This window comes from Allobosea sp. TBD101, from assembly GCF_059817965.1.
Genome location: NZ_CM187543.1, coordinates 4155553 through 4171619, shown reverse-complemented (window position 1 = coordinate 4171619; position 16067 = coordinate 4155553). Strand labels below are relative to the sequence as shown.

Annotated in this window: 17 protein-coding genes; 13 read left to right on the top strand and 4 right to left on the bottom strand. The window is 66.6% G+C overall.

Translation table 11 applies throughout. The features are described from left to right. Positions 1-10: 10 nt before the first annotated feature. Positions 11-787 (bottom strand): alpha/beta hydrolase, encoded by a 777-nt coding sequence (locus AC6RIC_RS20365; RefSeq protein WP_499733693.1) that lies wholly within the window; start codon positions 785-787, stop codon positions 11-13. Between the two features lie 106 nt (positions 788-893). Between AC6RIC_RS20365 and AC6RIC_RS20360 the strand changes: the two genes are divergently transcribed. Both AC6RIC_RS20360 and infC read left to right on the top strand, forming a co-directional pair. After that, positions 894-2111, top strand: a complete 1218-nt coding sequence (locus AC6RIC_RS20360) for a glycosyltransferase family 4 protein (RefSeq protein ID WP_499733692.1) — start codon at positions 894-896, stop codon at positions 2109-2111. A gap of 91 nt (positions 2112-2202) precedes the next feature. Next, positions 2203-2772: a translation initiation factor IF-3 gene (infC, locus tag AC6RIC_RS20355; RefSeq protein WP_499733691.1), complete on the top strand. Its 570-nt coding sequence runs from the start codon at positions 2203-2205 to the stop codon at positions 2770-2772. 60 nt (positions 2773-2832) lie between these two features. On the opposite strand, the gene AC6RIC_RS20350 is transcribed toward infC, so the two are convergent. Beyond that, entirely contained in the window at positions 2833-3429 is a 597-nt protein-coding gene (locus AC6RIC_RS20350) for a TetR/AcrR family transcriptional regulator (protein WP_499733690.1), read from the bottom strand. A gap of 105 nt (positions 3430-3534) precedes the next feature. Between AC6RIC_RS20350 and AC6RIC_RS20345 the strand changes: the two genes are divergently transcribed. The 3 genes from AC6RIC_RS20345 (at position 3535) to rplT (ending at position 5538) form a co-directional block, all read left to right on the top strand. Continuing rightward, entirely contained in the window at positions 3535-4743 is a 1209-nt protein-coding gene (locus tag AC6RIC_RS20345) for an MFS transporter (protein WP_499733689.1), read from the top strand. A 191-nt stretch (positions 4744-4934) separates the two neighbouring features. Then, positions 4935-5135, top strand: coding sequence for a 50S ribosomal protein L35 (gene rpmI / locus AC6RIC_RS20340; protein WP_047575639.1), 201 nt, complete (start codon positions 4935-4937; stop codon positions 5133-5135). 28 nt (positions 5136-5163) lie between these two features. Continuing rightward, positions 5164-5538: a 50S ribosomal protein L20 gene (gene rplT / locus AC6RIC_RS20335; RefSeq protein WP_454657843.1), complete on the top strand. Its 375-nt coding sequence runs from the start codon at positions 5164-5166 to the stop codon at positions 5536-5538. Between the two features lie 175 nt (positions 5539-5713). Here the strand turns inward: rplT and AC6RIC_RS20330 are convergent, their stop codons facing one another. Next, entirely contained in the window at positions 5714-6433 is a 720-nt protein-coding gene (locus AC6RIC_RS20330; protein WP_454659026.1) for an LOG family protein, read from the bottom strand. A gap of 140 nt (positions 6434-6573) precedes the next feature. Between AC6RIC_RS20330 and pheS the strand changes: the two genes are divergently transcribed. From pheS to AC6RIC_RS20290, 8 genes are all read left to right on the top strand, one after another. After that, complete coding sequence (gene pheS, locus AC6RIC_RS20325; protein WP_499733688.1) at positions 6574-7656, top strand: phenylalanine--tRNA ligase subunit alpha; 1083 nt, start codon at positions 6574-6576, stop codon at positions 7654-7656. Positions 7657-7684: 28 nt separating this feature from the next. Further along, positions 7685-8866, top strand: a complete 1182-nt coding sequence (locus AC6RIC_RS20320; RefSeq protein ID WP_499733687.1) for a ceramide glucosyltransferase — start codon at positions 7685-7687, stop codon at positions 8864-8866. Then, entirely contained in the window at positions 8856-9281 is a 426-nt protein-coding gene (locus tag AC6RIC_RS20315) for an ASCH domain-containing protein (protein ID WP_499733686.1), read from the top strand. The genes AC6RIC_RS20320 and AC6RIC_RS20315 overlap by 11 nt, the downstream gene beginning before the upstream one ends. Continuing rightward, entirely contained in the window at positions 9278-11701 is a 2424-nt protein-coding gene (gene pheT, locus AC6RIC_RS20310) for a phenylalanine--tRNA ligase subunit beta (RefSeq protein ID WP_499733685.1), read from the top strand. The genes AC6RIC_RS20315 and pheT overlap by 4 nt, the downstream gene beginning before the upstream one ends. A 234-nt stretch (positions 11702-11935) precedes the next feature. Next, positions 11936-12838 (top strand): alpha/beta fold hydrolase, encoded by a 903-nt coding sequence (locus tag AC6RIC_RS20305; RefSeq protein WP_499733684.1) that lies wholly within the window; start codon positions 11936-11938, stop codon positions 12836-12838. Continuing rightward, a complete protein-coding gene (locus AC6RIC_RS20300; protein WP_499733683.1) occupies positions 12835-13911 on the top strand; it encodes a tartrate dehydrogenase in 1077 nt (358 codons plus the stop codon). The genes AC6RIC_RS20305 and AC6RIC_RS20300 overlap by 4 nt, the downstream gene beginning before the upstream one ends. A gap of 50 nt (positions 13912-13961) precedes the next feature. Continuing rightward, a complete protein-coding gene (locus AC6RIC_RS20295) occupies positions 13962-14666 on the top strand; it encodes a TerC family protein (protein ID WP_499733682.1) in 705 nt (234 codons plus the stop codon). A gap of 26 nt (positions 14667-14692) precedes the next feature. Then, a complete protein-coding gene (locus AC6RIC_RS20290; protein ID WP_454657835.1) occupies positions 14693-15436 on the top strand; it encodes a TerC family protein in 744 nt (247 codons plus the stop codon). Here the strand turns inward: AC6RIC_RS20290 and AC6RIC_RS20285 are convergent. Continuing rightward, the gene (locus AC6RIC_RS20285) at positions 15405-16055 is read right to left on the bottom strand and encodes a 4'-phosphopantetheinyl transferase family protein (protein WP_454657834.1); all 651 of its coding nucleotides are present in this window, start codon (positions 16053-16055) and stop codon (positions 15405-15407) included. The genes AC6RIC_RS20290 and AC6RIC_RS20285 overlap by 32 nt on opposite strands. Between the last annotated feature and the right edge of the window lie 12 nt (positions 16056-16067).

Here is a 16067-nt window from a genome sequence, read left to right as displayed (position 1 = left end):
AGCCCGATCTTCAGGGCGCGGTCGCGATCCCGGCGACCGCCGATTGCAGCCTCACGATATCGTCCGGCGTGGACAGGCGGTGATCGCCGTCCTTGATCAGCGTCAGCACGACCGGATCGCCGCTGAGATGCTCGACGAGCTTCAGCGCCTGGCGCCAGGGCACGTCGGGATCGCGCATGCCTTGCAGGATATGCACCGGGCAGCCGGCCTTGATCTCGCCGCCGAACATCAGGTGGCGGCGGCCGTCCTCGATCAGGGCGCGGGTGATCGGGGTCGGTTCGGGTGAGTACTCCGAAGGCCGCAGCCAGACGCCTTCATCAAGGATCGTCCGGCGGATCGAATCGGGCATCTGCGCCCACATCAGATCCTCGGAGAAATCGACGGCCGGCGCGATCAGGACGAGGCCCGCAGGCTGCAACGGCGTACCGACTAGGCGGCGCGCCGCGAGCAGCGCGATCCAGCCGCCCATCGAGGAACCCACCAGGATCGGACGCTGGCGGCACTGGCTTTCGATCGCCGCAACCGCGTCGCCGAGCCAGTCCGACAGGGTGAAGTTGCCGAAGTCGCCATCACTCTCGCCATGGCCGCCATAGTCGAAGCGCAGGCAGGTCCGGCCTGCGTCGCGCGCCCATTCGGCCAGCGCTTCGGCCTTGGTCGCGCGCATGTCGGAACGGAAGCCGCCGAGCCAGACCACCGGCGCGCCGGTTCCCTCCTGCAGGAGATAGGCGAGGCGGCGCTTTGAGGGGCCGTCTCCGACCTCGAGCCATTGCGGCGGCTGGCGCTCCAAGGCAAATCTCCTGTGGCGAATCATCCGGCCGCGGCGATTAGAGGCTGCGGCAGTCAACCGATGGGGGCATATTCGCCCCGTTAAAGAAATTCCAGACCGAGAGCGAATGTCCTTCAAGCCGGGTGCCCATCTTTCTCTGCCTTCGACCGAAACGCATCCGCTGGCGGGGCGGACGATCCTGCAGATCATTCCCGAGCTGGAAGCCGGCGGAGCCGAACGCACTGCCGTCGACATCGCCAAGGGGCTGACCGATGCCGGCGCCCGCGCGCTGGTCGCCACCGAGGGCGGGCGCCTCGTCGCCGAATTGCAGGCCAAGGGCGGGGTCTGGCTGCCGTTTCCGGCCGCCTCCAAGAACCCGGTCGCGATGCTCTTCAACATCCGCAAGCTCGCGCGGCTCTGCAAGCAGGAGGGGGTGGAGCTGATCCATGCCCGCTCGCGCGCCCCGGCCTGGGTCGCGCTCGGCGCGGCGCGGCTGCTGAAGCTGCCTTTCGTCACCACCTATCACGGCTCCTATAACAGCCGCTCTGCGGTGAAGACGCTCTATAACTCGGTGATGGCGCGCGGCGATGTCGTCATCGCCAATTCCCACTACACGGCGGGCCTGATCCAGGCGAAGCATCCGGTGGCGGGTGACCGGGTCAGGGTCGTGAATCGCGGCACCAATTTCTCGGCCTTCGCGCCTGCGGCGGTCGGTGCCGAGCGGGTGCAGGCCCTGCGCAAGGCCTGGGGCGTCGAGCCTCACCAGCGCATCGTGCTGCTGCCCGGCCGTCTGACCAACTGGAAGGGCCAGCGCGTGCTGATCGAGGCGGCGCGCATCATGCGCGACGGCGGCGATACCGACACGGCCTTCATCCTCGCCGGCGATGCGCAGGGCAGGGACGGCTATGTCCGGGAACTCGATGCGCTGATCGCCAAGGCCGGGCTGGAAGGCCGCGTGAAGCGCGTCGGCCACTGCACCGACATGCCGGCGGCGATGCTCTCGGCAGCCGTCGTCGCCGTGCCCTCGACCGATCCGGAAGCCTTCGGTCGCGTCGCGGTCGAAGCGCAGGCGATGGGCACGCCCGTCGTGGTCTCGGATCTCGGTGCCGTGCCCGAGACGGTGCTGGCGCCGCCGCAGACCGCGCCGAGCGAGCGCACCGGCTGGCATGTGCCTCCGGGCGATGCCGCGGCTCTTGCGGCCGGATTGAACGAGGCGCTGGCTTTGCGCCCTTCCGCCCGCGATGCGCTGGCGCGGCGGGCGCGGGTCCATGTCGAGCGGAACTTCTCACTCGAAGCGATGGTCGCGGAAACCCTCGACGTCTATTGCGCGTTGCTGGAGCGCTGACCGGCTTCTGCGGTGGGAGATGCCCGCCATCGCGGTGTCATGCATTGACATCGCCCGTCTTTGTGCAATGTGTCTGCAACAACGGCGCGAAGTGCGCCAAGTACAGGAGAATACCCCCATTCGTCGTCCCTACCGCGCTGCCCCGACCCCGACCAAGGAAGGTCCCCGCTCGAACCGCGATATCCGCGGAGTTCGCGAGGTTCAGCTCATCGACGATACCGGCGCCAACCGTGGCGTGGTCTCGTTCTTCGATGCGTTGAAGCTTGCCGAGGATGCCGGCCTCGACCTCGTCGAGATCGCCCCGAACTCTGTTCCGCCGGTCTGCAAGATCCTCGATTATGGTCGCTTCCGCTTTCTGGAGCAGAAGAAGGCCTCGGAGGCGCGCAAGAAGCAGCGCACCATCGAGATCAAGGAAATCAAGCTGCGCCCCGGCATCGACAAGCACGACTACGACGTGAAGATGAAGGCCATGCACGGCTTCTTCGAGGAAGGCGACAAGGTGAAGGTCACCCTGCGTTTCCGCGGCCGCGAGATGGCGCATCAGGATCTCGGCGTGAAGGTGCTGGAGCGCGTCAAGGTCGATACCGCCGAGATTGCCAAGGTCGAGAGCGACTGGCAGCTCGAAGGCCGCCAGATGGTGATGGTGCTCGCGCCGCGCTGAGGCGCGCGTCATCCACGATCGCTTACGGATCGAGAAAAAGGGCGCCGCTGGCGCCCTTTTTCATTTCGCTTTTTTCAGCAGCCCGTCGAGCATCGCGTCAAAGGCATCGGTCGCGCCTTTGAGCGCGGCTTCCGGGTTGGGCGTATGGGCGATCCACTGTGCTGCGTGCTGGGTCGCACCGAAGATCAGTGTCGCCACCGCTTCGGGATCGAGCGGTGCCAGAACGCCCTCGGCGACGAGCGCGTCGAGGCCTTGGGCCATCATGCGGATGCAGTCGTTCTGGATCGGCCAGCTCCAGGGATCGCCAAGTACGGCCGGGCCGTCGCGCAACATGATGCGTTGCGTTTCCGGCTCCAGCGACATCGCGAGATAGGCGGCGCATTCGTCGCGGAAGCCGGTCCAGCGATCCCCGGCCCTGGCCGAGACGGCGCGCAATCGCACCGTCATCTCCGCGTCGATCTGGTCGATCACGGCGGCGAATAGCCCCTTCTTGTCGCCGAAATGGTGATAGAGCGCGCCGCGCGTCAGCCCTGCTGCAGCGGTCATCTCGTCCATCGAGGCCGCCGCATAGCCCACCGTGCCGAAGGCCGCGCGCGCGGCGGCGATCAGGCTGGCGCGGGTTTCCGCGATCATGTCGGCACGAAGTCTGCGGGCCATCATATCCTCATCACATACGCCTTGTATGTTAATTGACATACGAGGCGTATGCAATTACGCGTTCACTGACATACGCGGCGTATGCCGCATTGCACGGTCTGAATCATGCCTAACCCCTATCGCGAAATCTTCCAGGTGCCTGGCGCCTTCGCCTTTTCCTCGGCCGGTTTCATCGCCCGCCTGCCGGCCTCGATGGTCGGGCTCGGCATCGTCACCATGCTGTCGGAGCGGCGCGGGGAATATGCGATCGCGGGCGCCGTCGCCGCGACCTTCGCGCTCGCGAGCGCGCTGATCACCCCGCAGGTCTCGCGCCTTGTCGATCGTTACGGCCAGCGTCGCGTGCTGCTGCCGGCCGCAGCTGCCGGGGCGCTCGCGCTTGGCGGCCTGATGGTCGCGACCTGGACGGGCGCGCCGAGCTGGCTGCTCTTCGTCTTCGCGCTGCTGGCCGGCCTGATGCCGAGCATCGGTGCAATGGTCAGGGCGCGCTGGACCGAGTTCTATCGCGACACCCCGCAATTGCGCACGGCCTTTGCCTTCGAATCGGTGGTCGACGAGGTCATCTTCATTATCGGGCCGATCGTCGCGATCGGGCTGAGCGTCGGGCTCTTTCCCGAGGCCGGGCCGCTTGCCGCCCTGATCTTCCTCGTCGTCGGCGTGCCCTTGCTCTGCGCGCAGCGGCGCACCGAGCCGCCCGTCCGTGCGCGTGTCGTCGGCACGGACACCTCGGTCATCCGCGTCGGGGGCGTCCAGATCATTGTGCTCGTGATGATCGCGATCGGTGCGATCTTCGGAACGGCCGAGATCACTGCCGTCGCGTTCGCGGAGGCGCAGGGACAGAAGGCGGCGGCGAGCCTGCCTCTCGCCGTCTATGCGACGGGTTCGCTCATCGTTGGCCTCGTCTTTGGCACGATGAGGCTCAAGGCTTCGCTCGCCATGCAGTTCCTCGCCGCGATCGCGCTGGCGGCGGCGACCACCTTGCCGCTGCTGGCGGTAACCGGGCTCTACTCGCTGGCGCTGGTCTTCTTCATGGCGGGCGCGGCGGTTTCGCCGACCATCATCATCGCCATGGGCCTGGTCGAGCGTCTGGTGCCGCCGCGCCAGCTCACCGAGGGCATGACCTGGGCCATCACCGGCATCAATATCGGCATGGCGGCCGGCGCCTCGGCCGCCGGCATCCTGATCGACATCCATGGCGCCCATAGCGGCTTCTGGGTCTCAGTCGGGGCGGGCGTCGCCGCGCTGCTGGTCGTGCTCGTCGGCTACAGCCGCCTGCTCGGCGCGCGGGCGGAGGCCCTGGTCTGCGAAGCCGCCTGAGGATAAGAGCGGGGCACCTTGCGCGGCATTGCCGGCTTCGCACTTGCAAAAGCCGTTGATTTCTGCGATAGGCCCGGCCTTCGATCGCCCGGCTGATAAGGGCTGCCGTGGCGATCGTGCTTTGCTTCCTGAAAGCAAGACATTGGCAACGCGTTCAAAAGACGCGCAGCCACGACCATTGAGGAGCTCAAATGCCCAAGATCAAGACCAAATCGGCCGCCAAAAAGCGGTTCAAGATCACCGGAACCGGCAAGGTGCTCTACGCCCAGGCCGGCAAGCGTCACGGGATGATCAAGCGGACCAACAAGCAGATCCGCAATCACCGCGGCACCACGACCCTCTTCGAGGGCGATGCTGCCAACGTGAAGAAGTTCTTCCTTCCCAACGGCTGACGCCACCTGACATTCCGGAGATCATGACATGGCTCGCGTGAAACGGGGCGTTACCGCCCACGCCAAGCACAAGAAGACGTTCAAGGCCGCCAAGGGCTTCTATGGCCGCCGCAAGAATACGATCCGCGCCGCCAAGGCGGCCGTCGATCGCTCGATGCAGTACGCCTATCGCGACCGCAAGAACAAGAAGCGCACGTTCCGCGCGCTCTGGATTCAGCGTCTCAACGCTGCGGTGCGCGAGCACGGCCTGACCTATTCGGTCTTCATCGGCGGCCTGATCAAGTCGGGCATCGAGCTGGACCGCAAGACCCTGTCGGCCATGGCCATCGACGACGCAGCCTCGTTCGCTGCCGTGGTCGAGACGGTCAAGGGCGTGCTGGGCGCCGAGGCCAAGGCTGCCTGAGCAGTCTTGCAGTGCTGAATTGGAAAAGGCCGGCGGTGACGCTGGCCTTTTTCTTTGGGTTGCTCCTCCGTCATGCTCGCCCTTGTGGCGAGCATCCACGTCTTGAGCACGAGCTTCGACCAGCGAAGACGTGGATGGTCGGGACAAGCCCGACCATGACGATGCGATGGGTGCCCTACGTCTGCACGCTGCCGTTCTTCGGCTGGTTCCAGCCGTCGCCGGCGCCTTCGGCGATCCGGTCGTAAGCCTCCTCCGGCGAATCCGCGTAAGCGAACAGCTTCAGGTCGTCGGGCCGGATGAAGCCGGCCTCGGCCATGCGCTCGAGATTGAGCAGGCCCTTCCAGTAGCCGGAATCGTAGAGCACGATCGGTACCGGCCCCATCTTGCCGGTCTGGACCAGCGTCATGATCTCGAAGAGTTCGTCGAGCGTGCCGAAGCCGCCGGGGAAGACGACCAGTGCCGAGGCGCGCATCGCCAGATGCATCTTCCGCATCGCGAAATAGTGGAACAGGAAGGTCAGGTCCGGGGTCGACCAGGCATTCGGCTCCTGCTCGTGCGGCAGGGTGATATTGAAGCCGATCGAGATCGCGCCGGCTTCCGTCGCGCCGCGATTGGCCGCTTCCATGATGCCCGGCCCACCGCCCGTGGCGATGACGTGATGGCGCCCGGCCTCGCCATCGCGCAGCGCGCCCCCGCGCTCCGAGGCGATGCGGCCGAAGGTGCGGGCGGCCTCGTACCAGGGATTGCCCTCGCGCACCCGGGCCGAGCCGAAGACGACGATGGTCGAGACGACGCCGCGGGCCCTCAGGCTGTCTTCTGCCTTCTGGTATTCCAGCATGAAGCGCGCGCCGCGCATCGAATCGCCGAGGATGAAATCCGGGTCGAGCGCGGCCATCCGGTAAGAGGGCGATTCCTTCTGGCGGGTATTGTCGGGCAAGGCAGCCTCCTCAAGTCGTCGCTTCGCTCTGGCATAACCCGGCCGTTCCCGCTAGAACGCGCCCGTTCCCACGCCTTCAAACGCTTGCGACTGAATTCATGACCGATATCGCCACCCTGGAACGCGACGTCCTCGCCGCGATCGATTCTGCCGCCGATGAAGCCGCCATCGAGGATGTGCGCATCGGCGCCCTCGGCAAGTCGGGCTCGATCTCGGGCCTGCTCAAGACCTTGGGCAGCATGACGCCGGACGAACGCAAGGAGAAGGGGCCCCAGATCAACGGCCTGCGCGACCGCGTGCAGGGCGCGATTGCGGCCCGCAAGGAAGCGCTCGGCGAGGCTGCTCTCGAAGCCCGGCTCGCCTCCGAGCGCGTCGACGTGTCGCTGCCGGTGCAGGACGGCCCGGAGGCGCGGGGTCGCATCCACCCGATCAGCCAGGTCATCGACGAGATCACCGCGATCTTCGGCGACATGGGCTTCGCGATTGCCGAAGGGCCGGATGTCGAGACCGACGATCTCAACTTCACCAAGCTGAACTTCCCGGTCGGCCATCCCGCCCGCGAGATGCACGACACCTTCTTCTTCGCGCCCGATGAGAACGGCGAGCGCAAGCTCCTGCGCACCCACACCTCGCCGGTTCAGGTCCGCACCATGCTGGCGCAGCAGCCGCCGATCCGCGTGATCTGCCCGGGCCGGACCTATCGCAACGATTCCGACCAGACCCACACCCCGATGTTCCATCAGGTCGAGGGGCTCGTCATCGACAAGTCCGCCAATCTCGGCCACCTCAAGTGGATCCTGGAGGAGTTCTGCAAGTCCTTCTTCGAGATCGACGACGTGAAGATGCGCTTCCGCCCGTCCTTCTTCCCCTTCACCGAGCCCTCGATGGAGGTCGACATCCAGTGCTCGCGCAAGGGCGGCGAAATCCGCTTCGGCGAGGGCGACGACTGGCTGGAAATCCTCGGCTGCGGCATGGTCCACCCGAACGTGCTGAAGAATTGCGGGCTCGACCCGGAGGTCTATCAGGGCTTCGCCTGGGGCATGGGCATCGATCGCATTGCCATGCTGAAATACGGCATGCCGGACTTGCGCCCCTTCTTCGAGGCGGATGTGCGCTGGCTCGCCCATTACGGCTTCCGCCCGCTCGACCTGCCGACGCTGACGGGCGGTCTCTCCTCATGACGGCATCGACCGGGCAGGGGAGGGCGCGATGACGCCTGCGGGCTGGGCGGCGGCGATCGCCGTGCTGCTGGTCGTGATGAACCTGGTCAGCCAGGCCATCGCGCTCTGGCGGCTGCGCCGGCCCCTGCAGCGCTCGGCCTTGCTCGACGAATTGCCGCCGGTCACGATCGTCCGCCCGGTGCGCGGCATCGAGGCCTTCAGCCGCGAGACGGCGGTCTCGGGGCTGGAGCTCGACTATCCCCGCTACAGCACGATCTTCTGCGTCGCCGATGCCCATGACCCGATCATCCCGCTGATCGAGGAATTGGTCGGCATCTACGGCGCCGAGAAGGTTCGCCTGATCGTCGGCGACGTGCCGGTCAGCGCCAACCCCAAGCTCAACAACTGCGTGCGCGGCTGGGAGGCGGCTCCGACTGACTGGGTCATCCTCGCCGATTCCAACGTGCTGATGCCCAAGGATTACATTCAGCGCATGCTGGCCGCCTGGCAGCCCACGACCGGCCTCGTCTGTTCGACGCCGGCCGGCTCCCGGCCTCTGTGCATTGGCGCCGAAGTCGAATGCGCCTTCCTCAACGCCTTCCAGGCGCGCTGGCAATATGTCGGCGAGGCGCTGGGCCTCGGCTTCGCGCAGGGCAAGTCGATGCTCTGGAACAAGCCCTTCCTCGACGCCAATGGCGGCATCGCCGCGCTCGGTGCCGAGATCGCCGAGGATGCGGCCTCGACCAAGCTGGTGCGCAATACCGGCCGGCAGGTCCATCTCGTCGGCCAGCCCTTCGAGCAGCCGCTTGGCCGGCGCCGACTGAGGGACGTCGTGCAGCGCCAGTTCCGCTGGGCGCGTCTGCGGCGCGTGACCTTCCTGCCCTTCTTCGCGCTGGAGATCCTCTCCACGCCTTTCCTTGCCGCCGTGCTCGCTGCTTCCGGCGCATCCGCGCTGGGGCTGTCGGCCTGGCTCGCGCCGCTCCTCGTCCTGCTCGTCTGGTATGTCGGCGATATCGTGCTGTCCGCCAGCGTCGGCTGGTTCCTGAACTGGCGTACGCCGCTCGCCATGCTGGCACGCGACATCGCCTTCCCCGGCATCTGGGCCTATGCCTTCGTCGGCGGCGAGGTGAGCTGGCGCGGCAATGCCATGAAGATCCGCACGGACGGCGCCAACAAGCTCAACGATGCGCGGCCGGCGGCGTCGGCACAGGCGGGGCACGATGGACGCTGACCTCGTCGCCTCCCTGCCCGAGCGCTATCGCGGCTGCCCGAGCTTTTCCTTCGGCGACAGCCCGGAACTCGCGAACGAACTCGCGGCGCTGGTCATCAGCGGCCGCAAGATCGCGACGGTGAACACGCTCGGGGCGCCCGATTGCCCCAAGCTCAACGAGCTCTGGATCGTGCTCGATGGCGCCGGGCGGCCGGTCTGCGTCATCGAGACGATCGAGCTCATCCCGCGACGCTTCGACGAAGTTGACGAGGCCTTCGCCTTCGACGAAGGGGAGGGCGACCGCTCCTTGGCCTTCTGGCGGGACGCCCACGAATCCTATTTCCGGCGCATCGGTGTCTTCAGCCCCGACATGCCCTTGCTTTGCGAACGCTTCCGTCTGGTGGAAGTGCTCGCCCCGATGGACGCAGACGCATGAAGTTCACGATCTCCTGGCTCAAAGAGCATCTCGACACCGACGCCTCCGTTGCGGAGATCGCCGAGACCTTGACCCGCGTCGGCCTCGAGGTCGAGGCGATCGAGGATCGCGCCGCCGCGCTGTCGGCCTTCACCATCGCCTACGTCATCGAGGCGAAGCAGCACCCGAACGCCGATCGCCTGCGCGTCTGCATGGTCGATACCGGCGCGGGCGAGCCCGTGCAGGTCGTCTGCGGCGCGCCGAACGCCCGCACCGGCATGAAGGGCGTGTTCTCGCCGCCGGGCAGCTACATCCCCGGCAAGAAGGTCACGCTCGGCAAGGGCGTGATCCGCGGCATCGAATCGAACGGCATGCTGGTCTCGGAAGCCGAGCTCGAGCTCTCCGAGGATCATGACGGCATCATCGAACTGCCGGCGGATGCTCCGGTCGGCCAGCCCTACGCCCTTTATGCCGGGCTCGACGACGCCGTGATCGAGATCGCGGTGACGCCGAACCGGGCCGATGCGCTCGGCGTTGCCGGTATCGCCCGCGACCTCGCCGCCGCCGGCATCGGCAAGCTCAAATCGAAGGCCATCCAGCCGATCCCTGGCTCCTTCCCGTGCCCGGTCAAGGTCACGCTCGACTTCGCTGGCGAGGACAAGAAGCTCTGCCCGGCCTTCGCGCTGCGCCTCGTGCGCGGCGTCAGGAACGGCCCCTCGCCGGACTGGCTGCAGGCGCGCCTGCGCGCTGTCGGCCTGCGTCCGATCAACGCGCTGGTCGACATCACCAATTTCATGACGCTCGACCGCAACCGGCCGCTGCACGTCTTCGACGCCGCCAAGGTGAAGGGCAATCTCACCGTCCGCCGCGCCAAGGCTGGCGAGACGATCCTCGCCCTCGACGGCAAGACCTATACGCTGACCGACGAGCAGGTCGTGATCGCCGACGAGCACGGCGTTGAATCGCTCGCCGGCATCATGGGCGGCGAGGCCTCGGGCTCAAGCGAGACCACCACCGATGTGCTGATCGAGAGCGCGCTCTGGGACCCGCTCAATGTCGCCCGCTCCGGCCGCGCGCTCGGCATCAATTCGGATGCGCGCTATCGCTTCGAGCGTGGCGTCGATCCCGATTTCGCCCGGCCGGGCCTCGATCTCGCAACCGCGCTGGTGATCGAACTCTGCGGCGGCGAAGCTTCCGAGATGGAATTCGTCGGCGAGTTGCCCGGCAGCCCGGCCGTGATCGATTTCCCCTGGTCCGAGGTCAAACGCCTGACCGGGCTCGACCTGCCGCAGGCGGAGATGCAGGCGGCTCTCATCTCGCTCGGCTTCGACGTCTCTGGCGCGGGTGACCGAGTGAAGGTGGCGCCGCCGTCCTGGCGCGCCGATGTCGGCGGCAAGGCCGATCTTGTCGAGGAGATCGTCCGCATCGCCGGGCTCGACCGCGTCGCCTCGACGCCGCTGCCGCGCATCAAGGGCGAGGTCGTCAAGCCGGTGCTCACCGTGCTGCAGAAGCGCACCCGCACCGCCAAGCGCACGCTCGCCGCGCGCGGCCTCGTCGAGGCCGTGACCTGGTCCTTCATCTCGCATGATCAGGCCAAGCTCTTCGGCGGCGGTTCGCCGAAGCTGGCGCTTGCCAACCCGATCGCCGCCGATCTCTCGGATATGCGCCCCTCGCTGCTGCCGGGGCTGATCCGCGCCGCGCAGAGCAATGCCGATCGCGGCTTCCCGGATGTCGCGCTGTTCGAGGTCGGTCAGGTCTTCAAGAGCGACGAGCCGGAAGGCCAGCTCATCGCCGCGAGCGGTCTGCGCCGCGGCACCGCCCGCCTCGACGGCACCGGCCGTCACTGGGATGGCGGCGCGAAGAATGTCGATGTCTTCGATGCCAAGGCGGATGTGCTCGGCCTGCTCTCTGGGCTCGGCATTCCGACCGGCGGTCTCCAGATCGTCGCGGGTGGCCCGGCCTGGGCGCATCCCGGCCGCTCGGCCACGCTCCAGTTCGGCCCCAAGGGCGTGATCGGCGCCTTCGGCGAGGTTCATCCCAAGATCCTCAAGGCGCTCGACGTGAAGGGGCCGCTGGTCGCCTTCGAGATCCATCTCGACGCGCTGCCGCTGCCCAAGGCCAAGCCGACCAAGGTCAAGCCGAAGCTCGTGCTCTCCGACTTCCAGCCGGTGACGCGCGATTTCGCCTTCATCGTCGACAAGGCGGTGGCGGCCGGCGACATGGTCAAGACGGCGCAGGGCGCCGACCGCGCGCTGATCGCCAATGTCGGCGTCTTCGACCTCTATGAAGGCGCGGGCGTCGAGGCCGGCAAGAAGTCGGTCGCGCTGGCGGTGACGCTGCAGCCGACCGAGAAGACGCTGACCGAGGCCGAGATCGAGGCCGTCGGCAGCAAGATCGTCGCCGAGATCGGCAAGCGCTACGGCGCGACGCTCCGCGGCTGATATCGTCTTGTCGTCATGGTCGGGCTTGTCCCGACCATCCACATCTTCCTTGGTCGAGGACGGTGTTCAAGACGTGGATGCTCGCCACAGGGGCGAGCATGACGGGTCGGCTCGCCCGCATTCGTCAGCCAGAAGCCGCTTCTCACCATTTATCGATATTATGTAATAATCCGTGCGCGAAATCCCTAAGCTATCGGGGTATGCGCTGACGCATTCTTGCATTCCTGCGGTTCTATGTTTCTCACCGAACGTCCCGTCACGGACAATCTGTTCCCCGGTTTTCGTCTGCTCGACGTCGCGACGTCGGGCCCGCGGATTCGCGCGCGGATCGGCGGTGAGGGGCCGCCACTCCTGCTGCTGCACGGCTATCCGCAGACGCATGTGATGTGGCGCCGGATCGCCCCGCTGCTCGCGCCGCACTTCACCCTGATCTGCCCGGACCTGCGCGGCTACGGCGATTCCGACAAGCCGCCGAGCGACGCCGGGCACGCGCCTTACGCGAAGCGCGCGATGGCGCAGGACATGGCCGAGGTGATGAGCGTGCTGGGGCACGAGCGCTTCTTCGTCGGCTCGCATGACCGCGGCGCCCGCGTCGCGCATCGTCTGGCGCTCGACCATGGCGAGCGCGTCCTGAAGCTCGCCACCCTCGACATCGCGCCGACGCGCGAGATGTATCGCGACACGACCGACGCTTTCGCCCGCGCCTACTGGCACTGGTTCTTCCTGATCCAGCCGGCCCCGATGCCGGAACGCATGATCGAGAGCGATCCGGATTTCTACTGGACGAGCCGGCGCGCCTCCGACATGCGCCTGTTCGAGCCGGAGGCACTTGCCGAATACCTGCGCTGCTTCCGCGATCCCGCCATGATCCATGCCAGCTGCGAGGATTATCGCGCCGCCGCGACGATCGACATCGCCCATGACGATGCCGATGGCGGCCGGAAGCTCGCCTGCCCGCTGCTGGCGCTCTGGGGCGAGCGCGGCGTCATCGGCAAGTGCTTCGACCCTCTGGCCTTGTGGCGCGAGCGTGCGCAGGATGTGCGCGGCCGGGCTCTGCCCGGCGGACATTATCTGGCGGAGGAGGTCCCCGATCTCGTCGCCGCCGAGTTCAGGGCTTTCTTCGGAGAAACCGCATGACCGGGACCAACCGCGTTTACCGCATCGCCGTGATCGCCGGTGACGGCATCGGCAAGGAAGTCATGCCCGAGGGCCTGCGCGTGCTGGAGACCGCCTCGAAGAAATACGGCTTCGAGCTGCGCCTCGACTCGTTCGATTTCTCCTCCTGCGACTACTACGCCAAGCACGGCAAGATGCTGCCGGACGACTGGAAAGAGAAGATCGGCGGCCATGACGCAATCTATTTCGGCGCCGTCGGCATGCCCCAGCAGGTGCCGGACCATATCTCGCTCTGGGGTTCGCTGCTGCTGTTCCGGCGCGAGTTCGACCAATACGTCAACCTGCGCCCCGTCCGCCTGATGCCTGGCGTGCCCGGCCCGCTCGTGGGTCGCAAGCCCGGCGATATCGACTTCTTCGTCGTGCGCGAGAACACCGAGGGCGAGTATTCCTCGGTCGGCGGCCGGATGTATGCCGGCACCGAGCGTGAGATCGTCATCCAGGAAACGGTGATGAGCCGCGTCGGCGTCGACCGCGTGCTGAAATACGCCTTCGATCTGGCGCAGCGCCGCCCGCGCAAGAAGCTGACCTCCGCCACCAAGTCGAACGGCATCTCGATCACCATGCCCTACTGGGACGAACGGGTGAAGGAGATGGCGAAGAGCTATCCGGGCGTCGCCGTCGACCAGTACCATATCGACATCCTGACCGCGCATTTCGTGCTCAATCCGGACCGTTTCGACGTCGTCGTCGCCTCCAACCTGTTCGGCGACATCCTTTCCGATCTCGGCCCGGCCTGCACGGGCACGATCGGCATCGCGCCCTCCGGCAACATCAACCCGACCGGCGACCATCCCTCGCTGTTCGAGCCGGTTCACGGTTCGGCGCCGGATATCGCCGGGCAGGGCATCGCCAATCCCGTCGGCATGATCTGGTCCGGCGCGATGATGCTCGACCATCTCGGCGAGCACGAGGCCGCGAAGGGCATCGAGGCCGCGATCGAGCGCGCGCTCGGCGACGCCCGGACCCGCACGCGCGATCTCGGTGGCTCGCTCGGCACGGAAGCCGCCGGCAAGGCCGTCGAGCAGGCGCTTTAGGACGGTCGGCTGGGCGTCATGCGCAATATGTATTCAAAGGTTTGATGATCATGGATTTGTCGTCGGTTTCGATCGTCGACCCGCTTGTCTGGGGCAAGCTGGCCGAGATCATCCTGCTCAACATCGTGCTCTCGGGTGACAACGCCGTCGTCATCGCGCTGGCTTGCCGGGCGCTGGCACCGGCGCAGCGCACCAAGGGCATCGCGCTCGGCGCCGGTGTCGCGGTCGTGCTGCGCGTGCTCTTCACCGTGCTGATTGCCTCGCTCCTGAACACGCCCCTCCTGCGCATCGTCGGCGCGGGCCTTCTGATCTGGATCGCGGTCAAGCTGATCGTCGAGGACGAGGGCCAGGACGAGGATTCGATAACCGCCAGCAGCAAGCTCTGGAAGGCGGTGCAGACCGTCGCGATCGCCGACATCGTCATGAGCCTCGACAATGTGCTGGCCATCGCCGCCGTTGCCAAGGATTCAATTCCCCTGCTAATCGCCGGCTTGGTCATCTCGATCCCGCTGATCGTGCTCGGCGCTTCGCTGATCACCAGCTTGCTGACTCGCTTCCCGGTCCTGGTCTGGGCCGGCGCGGCGCTGCTGGGCTGGGTCGCGGGCGAGATGTTCGAGAGCGATCCCTGGCTGATCGCCCGCTTCGGCGAAGAACTGCTGCACAAGCTCGAATACCCGGCCGCGATCCTGGGCGCGTTGCTCGTGCTCGGCCTCGGCTACCTCATCAAATCACGCCGGCCCGATCCGGCTCTCTGACAAACTGCAAAGGGACAACCTGACCGATGGATTTCGCATCTTCCGCCTTCTGGACTTCGCTGCTCCAGATCATCTGGATCGATCTGCTGCTTTCGGGCGACAACGCGGTCGTGATCGCGCTCGCCGTGCGCTCGCTGCCGGAGAAGCAGCGCAAGGTCGGCATCTGGCTCGGCGCCGCTGCGGCGGTGGGCTTGCGCATCATCTTCGCGGTGGTTGTCAGCTACCTCCTGAACATCCCGTTCCTGAAGGTCGTCGGCGCGCTGCTCCTGTTCTGGATCGCCATCAAGCTCGCCAAGGGTGAGGAAGAGGCGCATGGCGAGGTCGCAGCCAGCGACAATCTCTGGAAGGCGGTACGCACCATCGCCATCGCCGACGCGGTGATGAGCCTCGACAACGTGCTCGCGATCGCTGCCGCGGCGCGTGGCCATTTCGAGCTGTTCGTGTTCGGCCTGCTGCTGACGATCCCGCTCATCATCTTCGGCGCCCGCATGCTCTCGACCATTCTCGAACGCTTCCCGATCTTGATCTGGCTCGGTGCGGCCCTGCTCGGCTGGATCGCCGGCGAGATGCTGCTCAGCGACATGGCGGTGATGCAGTGGCTTCAGGTGCACATGCCGAATTGGGTCCAGACCGTGCCGGTCTCCGACACCAACCCGGCCGGTCTCCTGCCTGCGAAGGTGCCGTTCTATACGGCGGCGGTGCTCGGTGCGGCTTTCGTCTGCATCGTCGGCTACGCCCTCAAGAAGAAGCCGATCGATCAGCTGGGCTGATGCGTTCAGCCTGACGGGTCACGACAATTGCGGCGGCCATGATCTCATGGCCGCCGTTTTTCATGGCGCGCAGAGCGCCGGCGATGTCGGCAGGTGCGGAGGCGTCGGTCACCCGAAAGGCTGTCTCCGACAGGAGCGATACCGCGAAACTCTCCGGCGCCCTGCGAAAGCCCGATCCCAGCGCCTTCACATAGGCTTCCTTCGCAGCCCAGAGGCGGGCGAAGTTCCGGGCTTGTTGGGCAGCGCCCGCTGCTGCGAGGGCGCTGCGCTCATCGGGATGCAACAGGTCGAGCGGCGGCGCGGTCCGCTCGTCGACCTGCTCCACGTCGACCCCCAGCGGCTGGCATGCCAGGCCGACGGCGACGACGCCGGCCCGCGTCGCCAGCGAGAGATGGAGACCGGTCTCTCGGGGGAGATCGAGAAACGGACGTCCGGCCGCGTCGTGCGCGATGGCGACATCGCCCTCGCGGCAGCCGAGCTGGCGCGCCAGGATCGACCGCGCCATGCCACGTCTGAGCGCCGAGCGCTCCGTCAGGTTGTGCGGATTGGCATCCGTCCGGACGAGCCAGATCGCGGGAAGGGCAGGGGCGATGGCGTCGGCATCGTCGAACCAGTGCATCGCCCATCTGTA